This is a genomic window from Pseudomonas putida, from assembly GCF_001941965.1.
GTDB lineage: Bacteria > Pseudomonadota > Gammaproteobacteria > Pseudomonadales > Pseudomonadaceae > Aquipseudomonas > Aquipseudomonas putida_L.
The window spans coordinates 129,521-144,793 of sequence record NZ_MKZO01000007.1; the positions used below are offsets into that span (position 1 = coordinate 129,521).

At 65.0% G+C, this 15,273-nt stretch carries 15 protein-coding genes; 9 read left to right on the plus strand and 6 right to left on the minus strand.

The window, feature by feature from the left end; translation table 11 throughout:
* Positions 1–269 precede the first annotated feature (269 nt).
* From PSEMO_RS04340 to PSEMO_RS04355, 4 genes are all read right to left on the minus strand, one after another.
* Positions 270–1,904 (minus strand): methyl-accepting chemotaxis protein, encoded by a 1,635-nt coding sequence (locus tag PSEMO_RS04340; protein WP_075801935.1) that lies wholly within the window; start codon positions 1,902–1,904, stop codon positions 270–272.
* Positions 1,905–2,032: 128 nt separating this feature from the next.
* The gene (locus PSEMO_RS04345; protein WP_144443534.1) at positions 2,033–2,311 is read right to left on the minus strand and encodes a hypothetical protein; all 279 of its coding nucleotides are present in this window, start codon (positions 2,309–2,311) and stop codon (positions 2,033–2,035) included.
* Positions 2,235–3,158, minus strand: coding sequence for a hypothetical protein (locus PSEMO_RS04350; RefSeq protein ID WP_075801937.1), 924 nt, complete (start codon positions 3,156–3,158; stop codon positions 2,235–2,237). The genes PSEMO_RS04345 and PSEMO_RS04350 overlap by 77 nt, the downstream gene beginning before the upstream one ends.
* Before the next feature lie 124 nt (positions 3,159–3,282).
* Positions 3,283–4,284 (minus strand): AraC family transcriptional regulator, encoded by a 1,002-nt coding sequence (locus PSEMO_RS04355; RefSeq protein WP_075801938.1) that lies wholly within the window; start codon positions 4,282–4,284, stop codon positions 3,283–3,285.
* Between the two features lie 501 nt (positions 4,285–4,785).
* Between PSEMO_RS04355 and PSEMO_RS04360 the strand changes: the two genes are divergently transcribed.
* The 7 genes from PSEMO_RS04360 to PSEMO_RS04395 all read left to right on the plus strand — a co-directional run bounded on the left by PSEMO_RS04360 (position 4,786) and on the right by PSEMO_RS04395 (position 11,777).
* On the plus strand, positions 4,786–5,370 hold the full coding sequence (locus PSEMO_RS04360; RefSeq protein WP_075801939.1) for a PAAR domain-containing protein: 585 nt from the start codon (positions 4,786–4,788) through the stop codon (positions 5,368–5,370).
* 6 nt (positions 5,371–5,376) lie between these two features.
* Complete coding sequence (locus PSEMO_RS04365; protein ID WP_075801940.1) at positions 5,377–6,303, plus strand: DUF6402 family protein; 927 nt, start codon at positions 5,377–5,379, stop codon at positions 6,301–6,303.
* Positions 6,304–6,792: 489 nt separating this feature from the next.
* Entirely contained in the window at positions 6,793–7,245 is a 453-nt protein-coding gene (locus PSEMO_RS04375) for a hypothetical protein (RefSeq protein ID WP_075801942.1), read from the plus strand.
* Positions 7,246–7,511: 266 nt separating this feature from the next.
* The gene (locus PSEMO_RS04380; RefSeq protein WP_075801943.1) at positions 7,512–8,489 is read left to right on the plus strand and encodes a helix-turn-helix transcriptional regulator; all 978 of its coding nucleotides are present in this window, start codon (positions 7,512–7,514) and stop codon (positions 8,487–8,489) included.
* A gap of 105 nt (positions 8,490–8,594) precedes the next feature.
* Positions 8,595–9,464 (plus strand): transporter, encoded by an 870-nt coding sequence (locus tag PSEMO_RS04385; protein ID WP_075801944.1) that lies wholly within the window; start codon positions 8,595–8,597, stop codon positions 9,462–9,464.
* 7 nt (positions 9,465–9,471) lie between these two features.
* The gene (locus PSEMO_RS04390; RefSeq protein ID WP_075801945.1) at positions 9,472–10,632 is read left to right on the plus strand and encodes an MFS transporter; all 1,161 of its coding nucleotides are present in this window, start codon (positions 9,472–9,474) and stop codon (positions 10,630–10,632) included.
* 35 nt (positions 10,633–10,667) lie between these two features.
* The gene (locus PSEMO_RS04395; RefSeq protein ID WP_075801946.1) at positions 10,668–11,777 is read left to right on the plus strand and encodes a class II histone deacetylase; all 1,110 of its coding nucleotides are present in this window, start codon (positions 10,668–10,670) and stop codon (positions 11,775–11,777) included.
* Positions 11,778–11,899: 122 nt separating this feature from the next.
* Here PSEMO_RS04395 and PSEMO_RS04400 read toward each other — a convergent pair whose 3' ends face one another.
* Positions 11,900–12,394, minus strand: coding sequence for a DUF4123 domain-containing protein (locus PSEMO_RS04400; RefSeq protein WP_075801947.1), 495 nt, complete (start codon positions 12,392–12,394; stop codon positions 11,900–11,902).
* Positions 12,391–13,059 carry a hypothetical protein gene (locus PSEMO_RS04405; RefSeq protein WP_075801948.1) on the minus strand — a complete coding sequence of 223 codons (669 nt, stop codon included), beginning with the start codon at positions 13,057–13,059 and terminating at the stop codon, positions 12,391–12,393. Before PSEMO_RS04405 ends, PSEMO_RS04400 begins: the two co-directional genes overlap by 4 nt.
* A 189-nt stretch (positions 13,060–13,248) precedes the next feature.
* On the opposite strand from PSEMO_RS04405, the gene PSEMO_RS04410 reads away from it, so the two are divergent.
* Complete coding sequence (locus PSEMO_RS04410) at positions 13,249–14,289, plus strand: FecCD family ABC transporter permease (RefSeq protein ID WP_075801949.1); 1,041 nt, start codon at positions 13,249–13,251, stop codon at positions 14,287–14,289.
* On the plus strand, positions 14,286–15,074 hold the full coding sequence (locus tag PSEMO_RS04415) for an ABC transporter ATP-binding protein (RefSeq protein WP_075801950.1): 789 nt from the start codon (positions 14,286–14,288) through the stop codon (positions 15,072–15,074). The genes PSEMO_RS04410 and PSEMO_RS04415 overlap by 4 nt, the downstream gene beginning before the upstream one ends.
* Positions 15,075–15,273: the final 199 nt, after the last annotated feature.

Below are 15,273 nucleotides of genomic sequence, written 5' to 3' on the forward strand. Positions count from 1 at the left end.
CCGGCGATGAGGCCCTAAAGAACAGCACAAACGCCCCGCGCAAAAAAAACCGCCGGCAACCCTGCCGGCGGTTCAAACGTAGCGCAGATATGAAGATAGTGCCGTCGCACCCAAAGGGACCTTTCCAGAGGGGCGACACCAGTATCCCCATCCAGCCCTCACCCTGCTTGTTCGTCCCTGCCAGTCGCTTGCACCTCGTTGCCAGGCCCGACGATTGTGTCGGCGCCTGACGGCGGGGCTGAATTACAAGGCGGTGGATAACGCCCTGATCAGATCACCACCCTCGCCACCTGCTCCTGCAACTGCCTGGACACCCGCTTCAACCCCTCGCACGCCTCCCCCGTCTGCTGCAAGGTCCGGGTCCCGGTCGAAGCCGCATCATGGATCCGGGTGATGCTGCGGTTGATCTCGTCCGCCGTCGCCGCCTGCTGCTCCGAGGCACTGGCGATCTGGAACGCCATCTGGCTGACCGTCCCCGCCGACGCGGTAATCCGTTCCAGCGCCTGCCCGGCCCGGGCCGAGGCCTCCACCGGGTGCTGCGCCGCCGCGACATTGTGGCCGATCTGCTGCGCCGCCTGCCCTGCCCCCGCCTGCAGCCGGTTGATGATCTGCTGGATCTCCAGGGTCGATTGCTGGGTGCGCATGGCCAGGCTGCGCACTTCGTCCGCCACCACCGCGAAGCCACGCCCGTGGTCCCCGGCTCGGGCGGCCTCGATGGCGGCATTCAGTGCCAGCAGGTTGGTCTGCTCGGCAATCGCGGTGATCACGTCCAGGACCTGGGCGACGCTCCCCGAGTCCGTGGCCAACTGGTCCACCACTCGCCGGCTTTCCTGCAAGCCGTCCGCCAGTACGCCAATGGCACTGACCGTCTCGTCCACCGTGCCGCGCCCTTCGCTGGCCTGGCGTTCGGCATCCTCGGTGGCGCGGGCGGCAACACTGGCGTTCTGCGCCACTTCCTGCACGGTGCTGACCATCTGGGTCATGGCCGCGACCACGCTGTCGGTCTCCAGTTGCTGGGCCGCCATGTTGTCCTGGGCCGCCCGGGTGATCTCGCCTAGATCGTCACTGGCCCGGGCAATCGCCTGGCTGGCCTCGACCACGCTGGCGGTGACGTCATGGGCGGCCAGCACCAGGCTGTTGAAGCTGCGCGAGACCTGGCTCAGTTCGTCGTCACCGTCCACCGGCAGGCGCAGGGTCAGGTCGGTATGGCCCTGGGTGGCGCGGGCCAGGGCGTCCACGGTGTCATTGAGCGGACGGATGATGCTGCGCACCAGCAGCCAGGCGAACAGGATCAACACCAGCAAGGCCGCGCCGACCACCACCGCCGGCCAGCGCAGCACCTGGTTGACCTCGTCCTGCACGTCCTGGGGGTGAATGCCGCTGGCCAGCACCCAGCCCCAGGGTTTGAACAGCAGCACTTCGGAAACCTTGTACTCCGCCTGCCCGCCGTTGGCCCGGGGGAACCAATAGTCCACGGTGCCACGCCCCTGGCTGCGGGCGGTCTCGACCATCTCGCGGGAGAACGGCTTGCCATTGACGTCCTTGAAGTCCGCCAGTTGCTTGCCCACCAGGCCCGGCGCGGTGGGATGCATGAGCATGCGGTGGTCGAGGTCGATCACCAGCAGGTAGTTGTCGCCCAGGTAGCGGATGGTGCTGACCGCCTGCAGCGCCTGGCGCTGCGCCTCGTCCAGGCCCAGATGGCCATCGCGGGCCTGGCGCTCGTAGTGGGCGAGGATGTTCGACGCGGTGTTCAGCGCGGTGCCGACCCCGGCCATCTTCTCCGCCAGCAGGCTGCGTTGCAGGGTCAGCCCGAGCCAGCCGCTCAGGCACAGAACAAACAGGGAAATGCACGCCACCAGCAAGGTGACACGGGAACTGATGCGCAGTGTTCTCAACCCGGACATGGAATGCCTCGTTATTGTAATAAGTGATGGCAGGCACGCCTGCGCCTGCAAACATACACTTATGAATCCAAATTAACGAGACATTACGCAAAGAATCATCTGCGAATGAACGATAAAGGCCATTCGAACTATTGATTACGATTCATATCTGTTTTCTGATCTGGCAGGGCGACGATTTTTTCGACCTGCACCAGGCGCAGCACCGGCGGCCCGGACGGGCGCTGGCGCGGCGGGCGTTTCTCGGTCATCTGCCGCAGTTGCGCCTCCAGGCGATCGGCTTCCGCAGCCAGCTGCCGCAGTGCCTCCACCATCTCCCGGGCGGACTCGGGGTCAGTGGGGCTTGGCTCCCGGGCCAGGGATTTGATCAAGGCGTGATAGCGCCCGATCAGGGTCTTGAACAGCAGCATCCATACCTCCGGCATCCTGTTGAAGGTCTTGTGTCCACGGGGCGACCCGCAGACGCTCGTCCAGCCGCGCGGCTTCCTGCAGCAAGGCCTCGCTGGCGGCACGGGCCTGGCGCGAGCGCCAGCCCGAGGTGAATCCCAGGCGCTGGACCTCCGCCAGCGCCTCATCCAGTTCCTGCACGCCACGTGCCTGCGCTTCGCACGCCACGGCAATCGACAGGCCGCGTTCCTCGATGTTGCTGGCTGCGGCGCTGATTCCGGCCAGGGCCAGGTTGGCGTCGTAGGTCTGGTCGCGGCCCTGGCGCGCCAGCACGCGCACCTCCTGGCCCAGGGCGACCGGTGCGGTCAGCACTGTCTGGTCGACACTGCGCAAGGCCATGAGGGTGGCGCTGAGCCCGGCCTGGCCCTTGAGCGCCAGCTTCATCGACTGTCGCGATTCGCTGCCGACCTGATGGGCATCGTCGGCCAGTTGCCGGCCCTCGACCTTGATCTGGGCAAAGGCGGACAGCGCCCGGTCGAGCTTGCGCTGCTGTTGTTGCAGGGCTGTGTCGCACTCGTTGCTCAAGGCACCGACCTGGATCGCCAGTTCGCCGAGATGGGCCAGTTCCGCGTGTATCAGGCCCAGGCTGTCGTTGACCTCGCGTTGCAAGGCGCGGCTGCGTTCGCGCAGGGTACGGGCGTACGCGCGACAGCGCAGCAGACGCGCGTGCTGGTCCAGGCACAGCCCAAGCAGCAGCACCAGGGCGCAGGCGCCCGCGACAGCGGGCAGGCCGAGGACCGGCTCCAGCGCCAGCAACAGGACGCCGAGGAGGATCAGGGTGTAACGGAGGAAAAAGGCGATTCGTGACATGCGGGCGGAAGGTCCCTCGACGGCGGCGCAAACGTGTGCGTATCAGTTTGGCGGGTTTTTCCCCAGGCATCTCCTGGCGGTGGCCGGGGGATAAATGAAAGGCCCGCACGGATAAACGAAAGCCTCAACCTTCTTCCCGGTAGCGCCCCGGGCCCATGCCGAACCAGCGCTCGCAGGCCTTGTTGAAGGCGCTCTGATGACGGAAGCCGACCTGGTAGGCGATCTGCTTGAAGCTCAGGTTGCTGTTGCGCAGCAGGCGATGGCTGTCGCGCAGGCGTACTTCGTCGAGCAGGCGCAGGAAGGTATGGCCCTCGCCTTCCAGGCCGCGACTCAAGCGCTGGCCGCTCAGGCCCAGGGCCTCGGCGACCAGGGCCAGGGTCACCGGGCGGCCCTGGCTCAGTTGTTCACTGATGACCCCGCGGACTTTCAGGCTCAACCGATCACCGCCCAACTGGGCCAGCCAGCGCGCCAGGTAGTCGCTGTGCACCGCATGCAGCGCAGGGTCGTGGCTGGCCACGCTCAGTGCCGCGTCGGCATGGCTGAACAGCAGGGCGTTCTGCGCCGCGCCATGGTGGATCTCGTCGCCGTAGACGCGGCGGGCATTGGCCGTTACCACGCACGGCGGATAGCTCAGTTCCGCGCGCACGGGGCGGATCGCCCGCCCTGGCACCAGCCAGCACAGCAGGCCGACGGTGATTGCCGCCACGGCATCGATGAACACCCGGGACAGTTCACGCTGCCCGGTGCCGGTGGGCACCCCGACCAGACGCACGCCGTCGCTGCGCTCCTCGACGAACAGGCAGAACCCGGTGCCGACCAGATGATGATGCTCGGCCAGGCTGACCAGTACGCTCTTGATGGTCGGGCTGGACATCACCGCGTAGCCCAGCGGCCCGAGGTTGGACGGATGGGCATGCTCGAAGGCGCGCAGGCCGATGCCCGGATCGCCGCTGAGCAGGCTGGCCTGCTCGAACACGCCGTCAAGACTGGCCAGGGGGATGAAGGCCGGTGCCGAACTGGTCAGCAGCGGCTCGGCCAGGCGCTGGCACAAATCACGAACGGCGGGCTGGGCGCCTCCCAGGGCGGTGATCAGGGCGCTGGCGAAGGCCCGCGAAACGGTTGGCATGAACGGATTCCAGAAACGAATGGGTCAGGCATGGCCGGGGTCAGTCGTATGACCACCGAAAGCGCATTTGACTCAATGAATCGTCTTCCAGGACACAACCTTTAATGGCGTAAGGGCTTTCCCGATAAGGGTTGTGGAGGGGTTAGGGGAAACCATCAAGCGGCTGGCAGGGGTGGAGTGGTTGTCGCATGACCTTGGTCTTGGCAGGCTTTTGGGGATCGAAACGGACCCTGTGTGGCTTGTCGGACCGCCGCACTGCAGCGATCCCGGTGGCGAATTCAGCATGGCAATTCCGGTGTTCCGATAAACACGTCTCGACCAAACCGGAAAGATAAAGCCATTTCCTGCTGATCACTCAGAATCGTCCTACATACCCCGCCAAATATCCTCCCCATCCTCTGGCCGGTCGGCCTGCATACCTTCGGAACACCGGAAGGTTGTCGCAGGCCCTTACCCGTTATCGAGTACGACTCGATGGCCCAGTCCAGAGGAAATGCAGTAATGGATGGATATTTCATACGCCGGGGAGACAAGACCAGTTGCGGTGGCGAGGTCACCGGGTCCGACAGCCTGATCACCATCATGGGCATCGAACATGCCCGCGAGGGTGACAGCGTTACCTGTGGGGTCACCGGCCTGACTTACCAGATACAGGGTGGTGTGTCTTACATCACCAGCTCGGGCCTGCGGGTTGCGGGCACCCTGGATAGCGTCAGTGGCTGCCCGTGCAAGGCCAGCCTGTATCACACCTGGACCGGCTCGACCTACGAGAAAGAAGGCACGCCAACGGCTCGCACAGCAGCCCCGCCACCTGCCAGTCAACCCGGGAGTGCTTCCACCCGTACAGCCCCCGCCGGTTTTGCGCCAGCCACTGCCCCATCGGAACAAGAAGACTGCAGCGGCTGTTTCCAGCTTATCAACCAACGCTACCTGCCTTGCGGGCTACGCAGCTACGCCCTGCTGCAAAACGGCGAGCGGGTTGCCGACAGCCGACTCAACGAAGAAGGCTTCAGCAACATCGGCACCAGCTCCAAGCCCATCAGCACGCAACTCGCCATCGCCGCCCCCTCGCCTGTTCTGGAGTAACTGCCCATGTCCTTGAAAGATTTCCAACAAACCACCGCACTGGGGCCGGATGCCCTGTTCCTGCTGGAAGGCGTGACCTTCGACACCTCGCCCGGCGGGCGGCACAGGCCGAAGCAGATCGTGATCAATGCGTTGCCGCTGAGCAAAGTCCCGGTGGCGATGCGGAAGATGGGGTGGCATACGTCGGCTGCGTTGATGCAACGGTGGTTTGATACTCCGGGGTGGGAAATGCCGGAACAGTGGAAAAGCGAACAAGGCCAACCAGTGGCCACGGACCTGCCAACAACACGGTGTGACGAAACCATCGTGAAAATGAGTTGGGCGATGGGCTTCGAGCGATGCCAGGCCGCGGTAAGTAGAGCTGAATCGGCCCTGACCACGCCAAACGCGATCAATCGACTAAAAAGCCTGCTGGAACAGGCCGGCTGGAAGAAATCAGGGGTCGTCACCCTGGGTTCTCCCGATTTTTCGGCGCGAGAGATCGACGCATCCTCTCAAGTCAATTACGCGGTACTTGGCACTCTGTCCGATACCCTTGACGATATGTATGGAGCGCTGGGTATCGCCACATTGAAAGTAGGTGTCGCCGGAAAAACGTTCAGCAAAATTGATTCAGAGACCCAACGAGTTAGAAATTATTTCCAGACTGAACATATTGGCTTCTATATTCGTGACCATTATGACTTCAATGGAATTCAATTCTTGGGAATCTGGACAGAAGATCGAGTCCTTACCAAGCCGGAAATGATGCGAGCAGCCGTTCCAAGCGGCCAATCGATTTATAACTGGGCCACAGACGAGTTCGCACTCATCAGAAATAATGACTTCAGAAAATACAGAGAAAAAACGGGAATGGGTGGCGACTATGTTATCTACTCCGATGTCCTTTGGAAAAAATCAAACATGGTCATCGACCTAGGCGACGCACTGTGAGGCGTCTATGGAAACTTTCTCTATTTACCACTGCCATCTCAGGACTCTGGTTCGCGTCCGAATGGTGGGAAAAAGGTCTCGCCTCACCCAAGTATGAAGTCAGGCAAAGCCCTAACGGATGCTCCAGCATCCAGACCTTCAAACCTTTCTGGTTGCTACCCGATATCCTGCATCGAGAATTTCCGCCTAATGAAGGCGGTGGGGGACACTGGTTTCCCGCCTGGGAGGTCCCTGGCTTCTACCGTTTATATGACAACCACAATGGTCAATTGATTGGAGAAACCGTGATTTACGACCTTGCGTTTTCCGGAGGTGGTTTGGACTGGGATCGCGGCGGTGGCGTCTGGGTTGGGATGACTTATGTAGGCCCGAGTATCCGGGACTGTATTGGCGCCAAGCCTGTGAAGTAAAACTGCGATTGATAGAACCTGGAAGAATAGCGTGGCAACCGGCCCCGGTCGGTTGCCACGCGCACGGGCTCGAGTGCACATGAAAACAGAGGCGAAGTCTGCAACGGCATGGGAATCTCGGAGTACGCATATTCCGCTGATTCTCGCTGCATTATTGAGCCTGTTTTCCTGGCTTCTTTCTGAGTGGTGGGAGAAAGGACTAGCCACTCCACTGAACGTCACAGTCAGTCCAAATGGGTGCTATCGGGTCGAAAGCTTCAAACCCTTCTGGCTGCTTCCAGACATGTTTCATCGGGAGCACGACCCAAATGATGACAGGGAACCCACCTGGTTTCCCCATTGGGAATACCCCGGCTTCTATCGTCTGTACAATCACCGCAGCGGAGCGCTGTTGGGAGAGAGCCGTGTCTATGACCTGGCCTACGCCAGTGGTCCATTGACTTGGGGAGCAGGGTCAAAAAGTGTTTTTGCCGGCATGATTTATCTGGGCCCCAACACCTTGGATTGCATAGGTGACAATCCTTCTGGATAAAGAATAGTTACGTGATCCCGACACCCTCAAGGTCGCTCTCGGTCTTGAGGGTAATCAGCAGGTACCGGGAGCCCTGCCGTCACACCGATTGGGTATCAACAACCTCTCTTCGCTTGGCACGCAGCGACAAGCCACTTCCCATCCTGCATCTGTAGGATAGTGATCCACCCCCATTACCCCGACACTCTGCCCCAGGCCCTGCCCACCCCGGCCACCCGAAACCCCTGACGAAACCAATAACAAAAGTCGCACAGAGGTAGTTGCCCATGTCCCGGCACGAACACGATCCCGCCCGCCTGTTGCAGGCTTTCAGCAGCATGAGCCTGGAGCTCCAGCGCCTGGCGCAGAACCAGGACCTCGAGGATTTCCACCGCCCGGCCCTGGAATGCATCGGCCAACTGCTGCCCTTCGCCAGCGCCTGGTGGGGCCGTGCGGCGCTGATCGACGGGCTGCCGGAAGAACACAGCTCCTATCTGCACAAGCTGCCGGCCAGCTACCTGCCGGACTGGCAGTCGATCCGCCATATCGACGTGACCGTGGGCCGGGTGCATGCCCATCCGGGTCAGTCGGTGATCATCGACATGGCCGACCCGGCCAACGGCCCCGGCCTCAACTGGCTGGGCCAGGCCTACGGCATCGGCGAGCTGCTGTGCGTGGTGCATATCGATCCCCGCACCCAGCTCAGCGACCACCTGGCCCTGTACCGCGCCCCCGGTGCGCCGCGCTTCAGCGAGCAGGACCGGCTGATCCTCGACAACGCCATGCTGCATCTGGTGGCGGCGGTATCGGCCAACCAGATCCGCACCCTGGTGACCAAGCGCGAATCCCTCAGCCCGGCACGCAACCTGGCCCTGGCAGTGTGCGACCAGCGCGGCACCCTGCAATGCGCCGAACGCGGGTTCGTCGACCTGCTGCTGGGCGAATGGCCAGACTGGAACGGGCCGCTGCTGCCAGTGCCGGTGGACGCCCGCGGCCACGAGGGCAAGCACCTGCAGATCGAGGCCTCGGCGGTGGGCGACCTGTTTCTCCTCGCCGCCCGCGCCCGCACCCCGCTGGCCCAGTTGAGCCCGCGGGAGAACGATGTCGCCCAGGGCTTCGGCGAAGGCAAGACCTACAAGGAGATCGCCCGCGACCTGGGCATGGCGCCGAATACCGTGCGCCACCATATCCGCGCCATCTATCACAAGCTCGGGGTCAACGATAAGACCCGCATCGCCCATCTGCTGCACACCCCGCCCGACTGACCCGGGCCGCTGATCCGCACTGACCGCCCCGCCGGCGTTGTTCACCGGCGACGGCCCCGCTTTGCCTGCGATTTGCCAACAACCAGAAGAAGAGACGCAACGACCATGAAGCACACCCTGATCACCGCCCTGGCCCTGGCCAGCGGCTTGTCGGCCCTGCACGCCCAGGCCGCCGACCTCAACGCCCGGGACTTTTTCGGCGCCCCGGCCGGCACCAGCCTCGGCGTGCTGTATCTGCCGGCCACCCGTGCCGGTGATTTCCACGGCCCGGCCGACAGCACCGGCAAGGCCGAACTGAAGGTCAACGCCGTGGCTTACCGCCAGGTATTCTTCACCGACCTCTGCGGCACCCTGTGCACCCCGCAGTTCATCGTGCCCTTCGCCGATATCGATGCGCGCCTGCCCGGCGCCAGCCGGCACACCGGTGAAAGCGGCTTTGGCGACCCGCAGGTGGGCGGCACGCTGTTCTTCATCAACGATGCGACGACGCGCACCTACAGCGGCCTGCTGACCCTGATCACCCTGCCGGTCGGCGAGTACCACGGGCAGAACCCGGACGTCTCGCCCGGGGCCAATCGCTGGGGCGCCACCTTCGTGTACAACTACACCCAGGGTATCGGCGAGAAATGGGTGCTGGAGGCCAACCTCGAAGCCCAGCTCTACGGCAAGAACGACGACTACTTCGGCGCCGACCTCAAGCAGGATCCGCTGTACCGCCTGCAAGCCTTCGCCTCCTACGACTTCACCCCCGCCACCTACGGCGCCCTGCGCCTGATCCACGCCGACGGCGGCGAGCTGCGGATCAACGACCAGCGCATCGACGACACCCACAAGCGCTACACCCAGGTCGGCTTCGAGGTCGGTCATTGGCTGGATAAACAGAACCAGCTGATGTTCAGCATGTCGCAGAACGTCGCCACCGACAACGGCTACCACGGCACCGACGCGTTGCTGCGTCTGGTCCATGTGTTCTGACGGAGGCATGCCGATGAGTAGCAAACCCTTGTCCGCCGCCGCTCCCGCTTCGTCGCAGGTGGCCCTGCTGGCCGCCATCGTGCTGTTCGCGGCGATCACCCCGACCATCCTGATGACCGCCCCGGCGGTGGCGGCGCAACTGGCCACGCAATGGCAACTGGCGCCCTCGCAGATCGGCGACCTGTTCTCGGTGGAACTGGGCGCCATGAGCCTGGCCACCCTGCCCGCCTTCTGGTGGCTCAAGCGCGTCGACTGGCGCCGTGCGGCGCTGCTGGCCGGGGTCGCCTTCATCGCCGCCAACCTGCTGTCGATCTGGGCCACGGATTATCCGACGCTGCTCGCCCTGCGCTTTGGCAGCGCCCTGGCCGGCGGTTCGCTGATGATCGTGTGCCTGTCCAGCGCCGCGTCCACGGCCAATCCGAGCCGGGTCTACGGCCTGTGGGTGATGGGCCAGCTGGTGGTCGGGGCGATCGGCCTGAGCGCGCTGCCGCCGCTGTTCGAGCGCTACGGCCTGGCCGCCTGCTACCTGCTGCTGGCGCTGCTGATGAGCCTGTTCCTGCCACTGGCGCGCTATTTCCCTGCCGCTGCGCCGGTTGCGCAGCCGGGGCTGGAAGCTGCGCCGGCGGTGGCGAACTGGAAAGTCGCCCTGGGCATCCTCGGCATCCTCAGTTTCTACATCAGCCTCAGCGGCGTGTGGACCTTCATCGGGGCGATCAGCGCCGCGGCCGGGATCGCCGCCGGGGCCAGCGGCGAGGTGCTGGCGATCGCCACCCTGATGGGCATCGTCGGCGCCGGCTGCGCCTCGCTGATCGGCGAGCGCGTGCCGCGCGGCGTGCTGTTGCTGCTGGGCTACGGGGCCATGGTCGGCTCGGTGTTGCTGCTCCTCGGCCAGCCGGCCCTGGCCCGGCTGGCGCTGGCGGCGCTGGTGTTCAAGTTCACCTGGACTTTCATCCTGCCGCTGGTTCTCGCCTGCCTGGCCGACCTCGACCGCTCCGGACGCCTGATGAACGCCTCCAACCTGGTGATCGGCGGTGGCCTGGCCATCGGGCCGGCCATCGCCGGGCGCCTGATCGAAGGCAGCGGTGGCTTCCAGGCGCTGCTGATCGGCGCCGCCAGCCTGACCTTCATTTCCCTGTTGCTGATCCTCGGCTGCCGTCGCGGCGCCTGAACACTCCCTTTTTACCCTGGAAAGACGGAATCACCATGAGCCGAAACACTGCCTTCTTCTTCGACGAACTGAGCCTCTGGCACAGCGCCGGCCTGCACGCCCTGACCCTGCCGGTGGGCGGCTGGGTGCAGCCGCCGGCCGCCGCCGGGCATGCCGAATCGCCGGAAACCAAGCGCCGCCTGAAAAGCCTGCTGGACGTCTCCGGCCTGACCCGCCAGTTGCAGGTGCGCAGTGCCGCGCCTGCCAGCGACGAGGATCTGCTGCGGGTCCACAGCGCCGGCTACCTGCAACGCTTCAAGGCCCTGAGCGATGCCGGCGGCGGCGAACTGGGGCCCCATGCGCCGATCGGGCCGGGCAGCTACGAGATCGCCAGGCTGTCCGCCGGCCTGGCCATGGCGGCGGTGGATGCGGTGCTGGCCGGCGAGGTGGACAACGCCTATTCGCTGTCCCGCCCGCCAGGTCATCACTGCCTGGCCGATGGCGCCATGGGCTTCTGCTTCCTGGCCAATATCGCCATCGCCATCGAGGCGGCCAAGGCCGGGCGCGGGCTGGGCAAGGTGGCGGTGATCGACTGGGACGTGCACCACGGCAACGGCACCCAGTCGATCTTCGAGGAGCGTGGCGATGTGCTGAGCATTTCCCTGCACCAGGACGGCTGCTTCCCCGCCGGCTACAGCGGTGAAGAGGACCGGGGGCGCGGTGACGGGCTGGGGGCGAATATCAATATTCCCCTGCCGCCGGGCAGCGGGCATGTCGCCTATCTGCACGCGATGGAGCGTATCGTGGTGCCGGCGCTGGAGCGCTTCGAGCCGGAACTGATCATCGTCGCCTGCGGCTACGACGCCAACGCCGTCGACCCGCTGGCGCGCATGCTGCTGCACAGCGACTCGTTCCGCGAAATGACCCGGCGGGTGCGCGAAGCGGCCGAGCGCTTGTGTCAGGGCCGCCTGGTGCTGGTGCATGAAGGGGGGTACTCGGAGGCCTATGTACCGTTTTGCGGGCTGGCAACGATCGAGGAACTGGCCGGAGTGAGGACTGGCGTGGAGGATCCGATGCTGGAGTTCGTGCAGTTGCAGCAGCCAAGTCCGGTGGTGACGGCATTCCAGCGGGAACTGGTGGAGAGCATGGCTGGCCGGGTGTTATGAGGCGTGGCTGATGGCCTCATCGCTGGCAAGCCAGCTCCCACAGGGTCCTGCGTCGTTCGCAGATCCCGGCTAGGCTCGGTCAACTGTGGGAGCGGGTTTACCCGCGATGAGGCCATCAGCCGCTACCTAAACACCTGCCAATCAGCCCCGTCATCAACCTCGACAATAATCCGCCGCAGCGGCCCGACCAGCGCCTTGTGCTGCCCCTCGTCGCAAGTCGGCAAGAACACCGAGAGCACCCGCGGGTCATAGAACCGGAAATTCAGCACCCGCCGGTCCTCGGTGCGCACCCTGAGGAATTTCTTGCAGTGCCGGCGCAACGCGTCCATCGACAACTGCGCCGGCGCCACCAGCAGGATGCCCCAGGCCTTGCCCCAGCCCAGCTCGAGCAATTCGAGGCTCACGGGCGCCCGCGCCGGCAACCTGACCAGCCACGGCGCCGCCGCCTTCAGGCGCGGGATCAAGGCGCCGGCATACAGGCATTCCCGTTCCAGGCCACTGCGCTCCAGCCATTTCAGGATCGCCGGGTCCCGGGCACCGTCGAGCAGATAGTAGAGCTGCTCGTGCGCCGCTTCATCAGTGTCGGGCCAGAGCAGTTCCATCAGCGTTCCAGTCATTGCTTGCCCTCGCATATTTCACAGAACGGCGTGCCACTTGCGGCCGCTGCTTCGAGCGCGGCCGCCTGGGCACCCTGGGCCATTTCCCGGGCGGTGGGCTCGGCGGGCGGCTGCGCCCTGGCCTGTTCGCAGACTTCACAGAACGGCGTAGCCGCCTGCGCCGCCTGCTCAAGCATCGCCGCCAGGGTGTCCTGCGCCACCGCCACGTCGGCGGGCGGTTCGTCAGCAGGCTCCGCACTGACCGGTTGCGCAGGCGCGACAACCGGCTGCGGCGGCAGCACCTCGACCCGCTCCGGCTGCGGCGCCGCCTTGGCCACCGGCGCAGCCACGACCACCACCGCGTCGGCCGCCCGGGTGATGACCTGCGCACGCCAGGCATAGATATCGGCGCGCAAGGTGCCGAACTGCAGTTCGTTGGCGACCTGGCGCAACACCTGCTCGTCGCTGAGCCGATGAATCATGAGGATCTGCCGGGCCAGCAGCCCGCGCATGTCGAACAGGCGATGCCGCAGGTAGCGCTGCACGAAGGCATCGGCCTGCCAGGCATCCTGCAGATCGACACGCTGCTGCCAGACCAGGTTGGCGCGGTCATGGACAACAGCCTCGAACCCGACCTGTTCACACAGGCCGATGTGCTCGACGCCATCGGCAACCCATAGGCGCATGCTCCGTCCCTGATGCCTGGAAAAATGAGAGCACACACTACCGCGAGCAATGGCCTTTAGCCAGATCGCCGCGCGAATACTGGCCCTGTGCGGTCCTATCCCGTACCATCGCGCCCTCGCCGGTTTCCGCAGGAAGCCCTGCAGGTACAGCGCCTGCTCTTCGAACATGTCACTGGGTACTGCCGTTCCATGCTTGCATCCCGTCTCGCCATCGCCCCGCGTCTCCTGGGCCAGGCCCTGTGGGTCGGCGCCCTGCTGGGCCTGGCGGTCATCGCCGCGACCAGCATCGGCGAAACCCGCCTGGGCCTGTCCACAGTGCTCGAGGTACTGGGCAACCGAATGTGGGATGCCGGGAATGTCATCGACCCCATAGACGCCGGGATCATCTGGAACTACCGCCTGCCCCGCGCCCTGGTGGCCGCCGCCTGCGGTGCCGGGCTGGCAACTGCCGGCGTGGTGTTGCAGGCGCTGCTGCGCAATCCGCTGGCCGACCCCTACCTGCTCGGCATCTCCGCCGGGGCGTCCACAGGCGCGGTGCTGGTGACCCTGATCGGCTTCGGCGCCGGCGCCCTGAGCATGTCCGGCGGGGCCTTTATCGGTGCCTTGAGCGCCTTCGCCCTGGTCAGCCTGCTGGCGCGCGGTGCCAGGGGCCCGGGCGGCAATGGCCGGATCATCCTCGCCGGCATCGCTGGCTCGCAGCTGTTCAACGCCCTCACCTCCTTCCTGATCACCGCCTCGGCCAGTGCCGAACAGGCGCGTGGCCTGATGTTCTGGCTGCTGGGCAATCTCAGCGGCGTGCGCTGGCCGGCGGTGTGGCTGGCGCTGCCGGTGGTCCTGCTGGGGCTGCTGCTGTGCCTCTGGCATCGGCGCACGCTGGACGCCTTCACCTTCGGCAGCGATTGCGCCGCAGCCCTGGGTATCGATGTGCAGCGGGTGCGTATCGTGCTGGTGGCCGGTACCGCGCTGATGACCGCGGTGCTGGTGTCCATCGTCGGTTCCATCGGCTTCGTCGGCCTGGTGATCCCCCATGCCGTGCGCCTGCTGGTCGGACCGCGGCACGCCCGCCTGCTGCCGCTCAGCGCCTTGTGCGGGGCGCTGTTCCTGATGGCGGCGGATGTGCTGTCGCGCACCCTGCTCAAAGGCCAGGTGCTGCCCATCGGAGTGATTACCGCACTGGTCGGGGCTCCGGTCTTCGCCCTGATCCTGGTACGCGGGCAGCGCCGGCCATGAATGCCTTCAGCGAAGCCAGCGCCGTGCTTGGCTGCCGTGGCCTGGGCTACCGGGTCAAGGGCGCGGTACTGCTCAGCGACGTCGAGTTGCAGGTCCGCAGCGGCGAAACCCTGGGCGTCGTCGGGCCCAACGGCTCCGGCAAGTCGACCCTGCTCAAGCTGTTGGCCGGCTTGTTGCGACCGCACAGCGGCGAGGTCCGGCTCGGCGGGCGGGCATTGCAAGGCCTGCGGCGTATCGAGGTGGCCCGCACCCTGGCGATGGTGGAGCAGCAGGCCGGCACCGAGGACAGCATCAGTGTGCGCGATGCCGTGGAACTGGGGCGTACCCCCTGGCTATCGGCACTGGCGCCATGGAGCGCGAACGACACCGCGATCGTCGAGCAGTCGCTGCACGCCGTGGGCATGGCACACATGGCCGGACGCGCCTGGCATAGCCTGTCCGGTGGCGAACGGCAACGCGTGCACATCGCCCGGGCCCTGGCCCAGCAGCCGCAGATTCTCCTGCTCGACGAACCGACCAATCACCTGGATATCCAGCAGCAACTGGGCATCCTCGGGCTGGTGCAGCGCTTGCCGGTGACCACCCTGGTCGCCCTGCATGACTTGAACCAGGCCTTGGGCTGCGATCGCCTGGCGGTGATGGACAAGGGACGCCTGGTGGCGCTGGGGGCGCCGCTGGAGGTGCTGACGCCGCAACGATTGCGGGAAACCTTCGGAGTACAGGGCGATGTGCTGGAGGATCCGCGGGATGGGAGTCGGTATCTTCGCTTGCGGCCCTTGCAGTAACTGACAGGGCCTCATCGCCGGCAACGCCGGCTCCCACAGGGTTCACACCATAACTGGACTGCCCCCAAGAAATTGGAGACTAATCCAACCCTTGGGGGAGTTATGAAGTACACCGAACAGTTCAAGCTGGCAGCCATCACTGCCTATCTAGAGGGCAGTGATGGTTTTCGAAAGGTAGCCCAGCATTTCAACATCGATT

Bases quoted from the DNA above. Each gene is read 5' to 3' on its own strand.
- PSEMO_RS04340 (WP_075801935.1), bottom strand. From the start codon at position 1,904: ATGTCCGGGTTGAGAACACTGCGCATCAGTTCCCGTGTCACCTTGCTG.
- PSEMO_RS04345 (WP_144443534.1), bottom strand. From the start codon at position 2,311: ATGCTGCTGTTCAAGACCCTGATCGGGCGCTATCACGCCTTGATCAAA.
- PSEMO_RS04350 (WP_075801937.1), bottom strand. From the start codon at position 3,158: ATGTCACGAATCGCCTTTTTCCTCCGTTACACCCTGATCCTCCTCGGC.
- PSEMO_RS04355 (WP_075801938.1), bottom strand. From the start codon at position 4,284: ATGCCAACCGTTTCGCGGGCCTTCGCCAGCGCCCTGATCACCGCCCTG.
- PSEMO_RS04360 (WP_075801939.1), top strand. From the start codon at position 4,786: ATGGATGGATATTTCATACGCCGGGGAGACAAGACCAGTTGCGGTGGC.
- PSEMO_RS04365 (WP_075801940.1), top strand. From the start codon at position 5,377: ATGTCCTTGAAAGATTTCCAACAAACCACCGCACTGGGGCCGGATGCC.
- PSEMO_RS04375 (WP_075801942.1), top strand. From the start codon at position 6,793: ATGAAAACAGAGGCGAAGTCTGCAACGGCATGGGAATCTCGGAGTACG.
- PSEMO_RS04380 (WP_075801943.1), top strand. From the start codon at position 7,512: ATGTCCCGGCACGAACACGATCCCGCCCGCCTGTTGCAGGCTTTCAGC.
- PSEMO_RS04385 (WP_075801944.1), top strand. From the start codon at position 8,595: ATGAAGCACACCCTGATCACCGCCCTGGCCCTGGCCAGCGGCTTGTCG.
- PSEMO_RS04390 (WP_075801945.1), top strand. From the start codon at position 9,472: ATGCCGATGAGTAGCAAACCCTTGTCCGCCGCCGCTCCCGCTTCGTCG.
- PSEMO_RS04395 (WP_075801946.1), top strand. From the start codon at position 10,668: ATGAGCCGAAACACTGCCTTCTTCTTCGACGAACTGAGCCTCTGGCAC.
- PSEMO_RS04400 (WP_075801947.1), bottom strand. From the start codon at position 12,394: ATGACTGGAACGCTGATGGAACTGCTCTGGCCCGACACTGATGAAGCG.
- PSEMO_RS04405 (WP_075801948.1), bottom strand. From the start codon at position 13,059: ATGCGCCTATGGGTTGCCGATGGCGTCGAGCACATCGGCCTGTGTGAA.
- PSEMO_RS04410 (WP_075801949.1), top strand. From the start codon at position 13,249: ATGCTTGCATCCCGTCTCGCCATCGCCCCGCGTCTCCTGGGCCAGGCC.
- PSEMO_RS04415 (WP_075801950.1), top strand. From the start codon at position 14,286: ATGAATGCCTTCAGCGAAGCCAGCGCCGTGCTTGGCTGCCGTGGCCTG.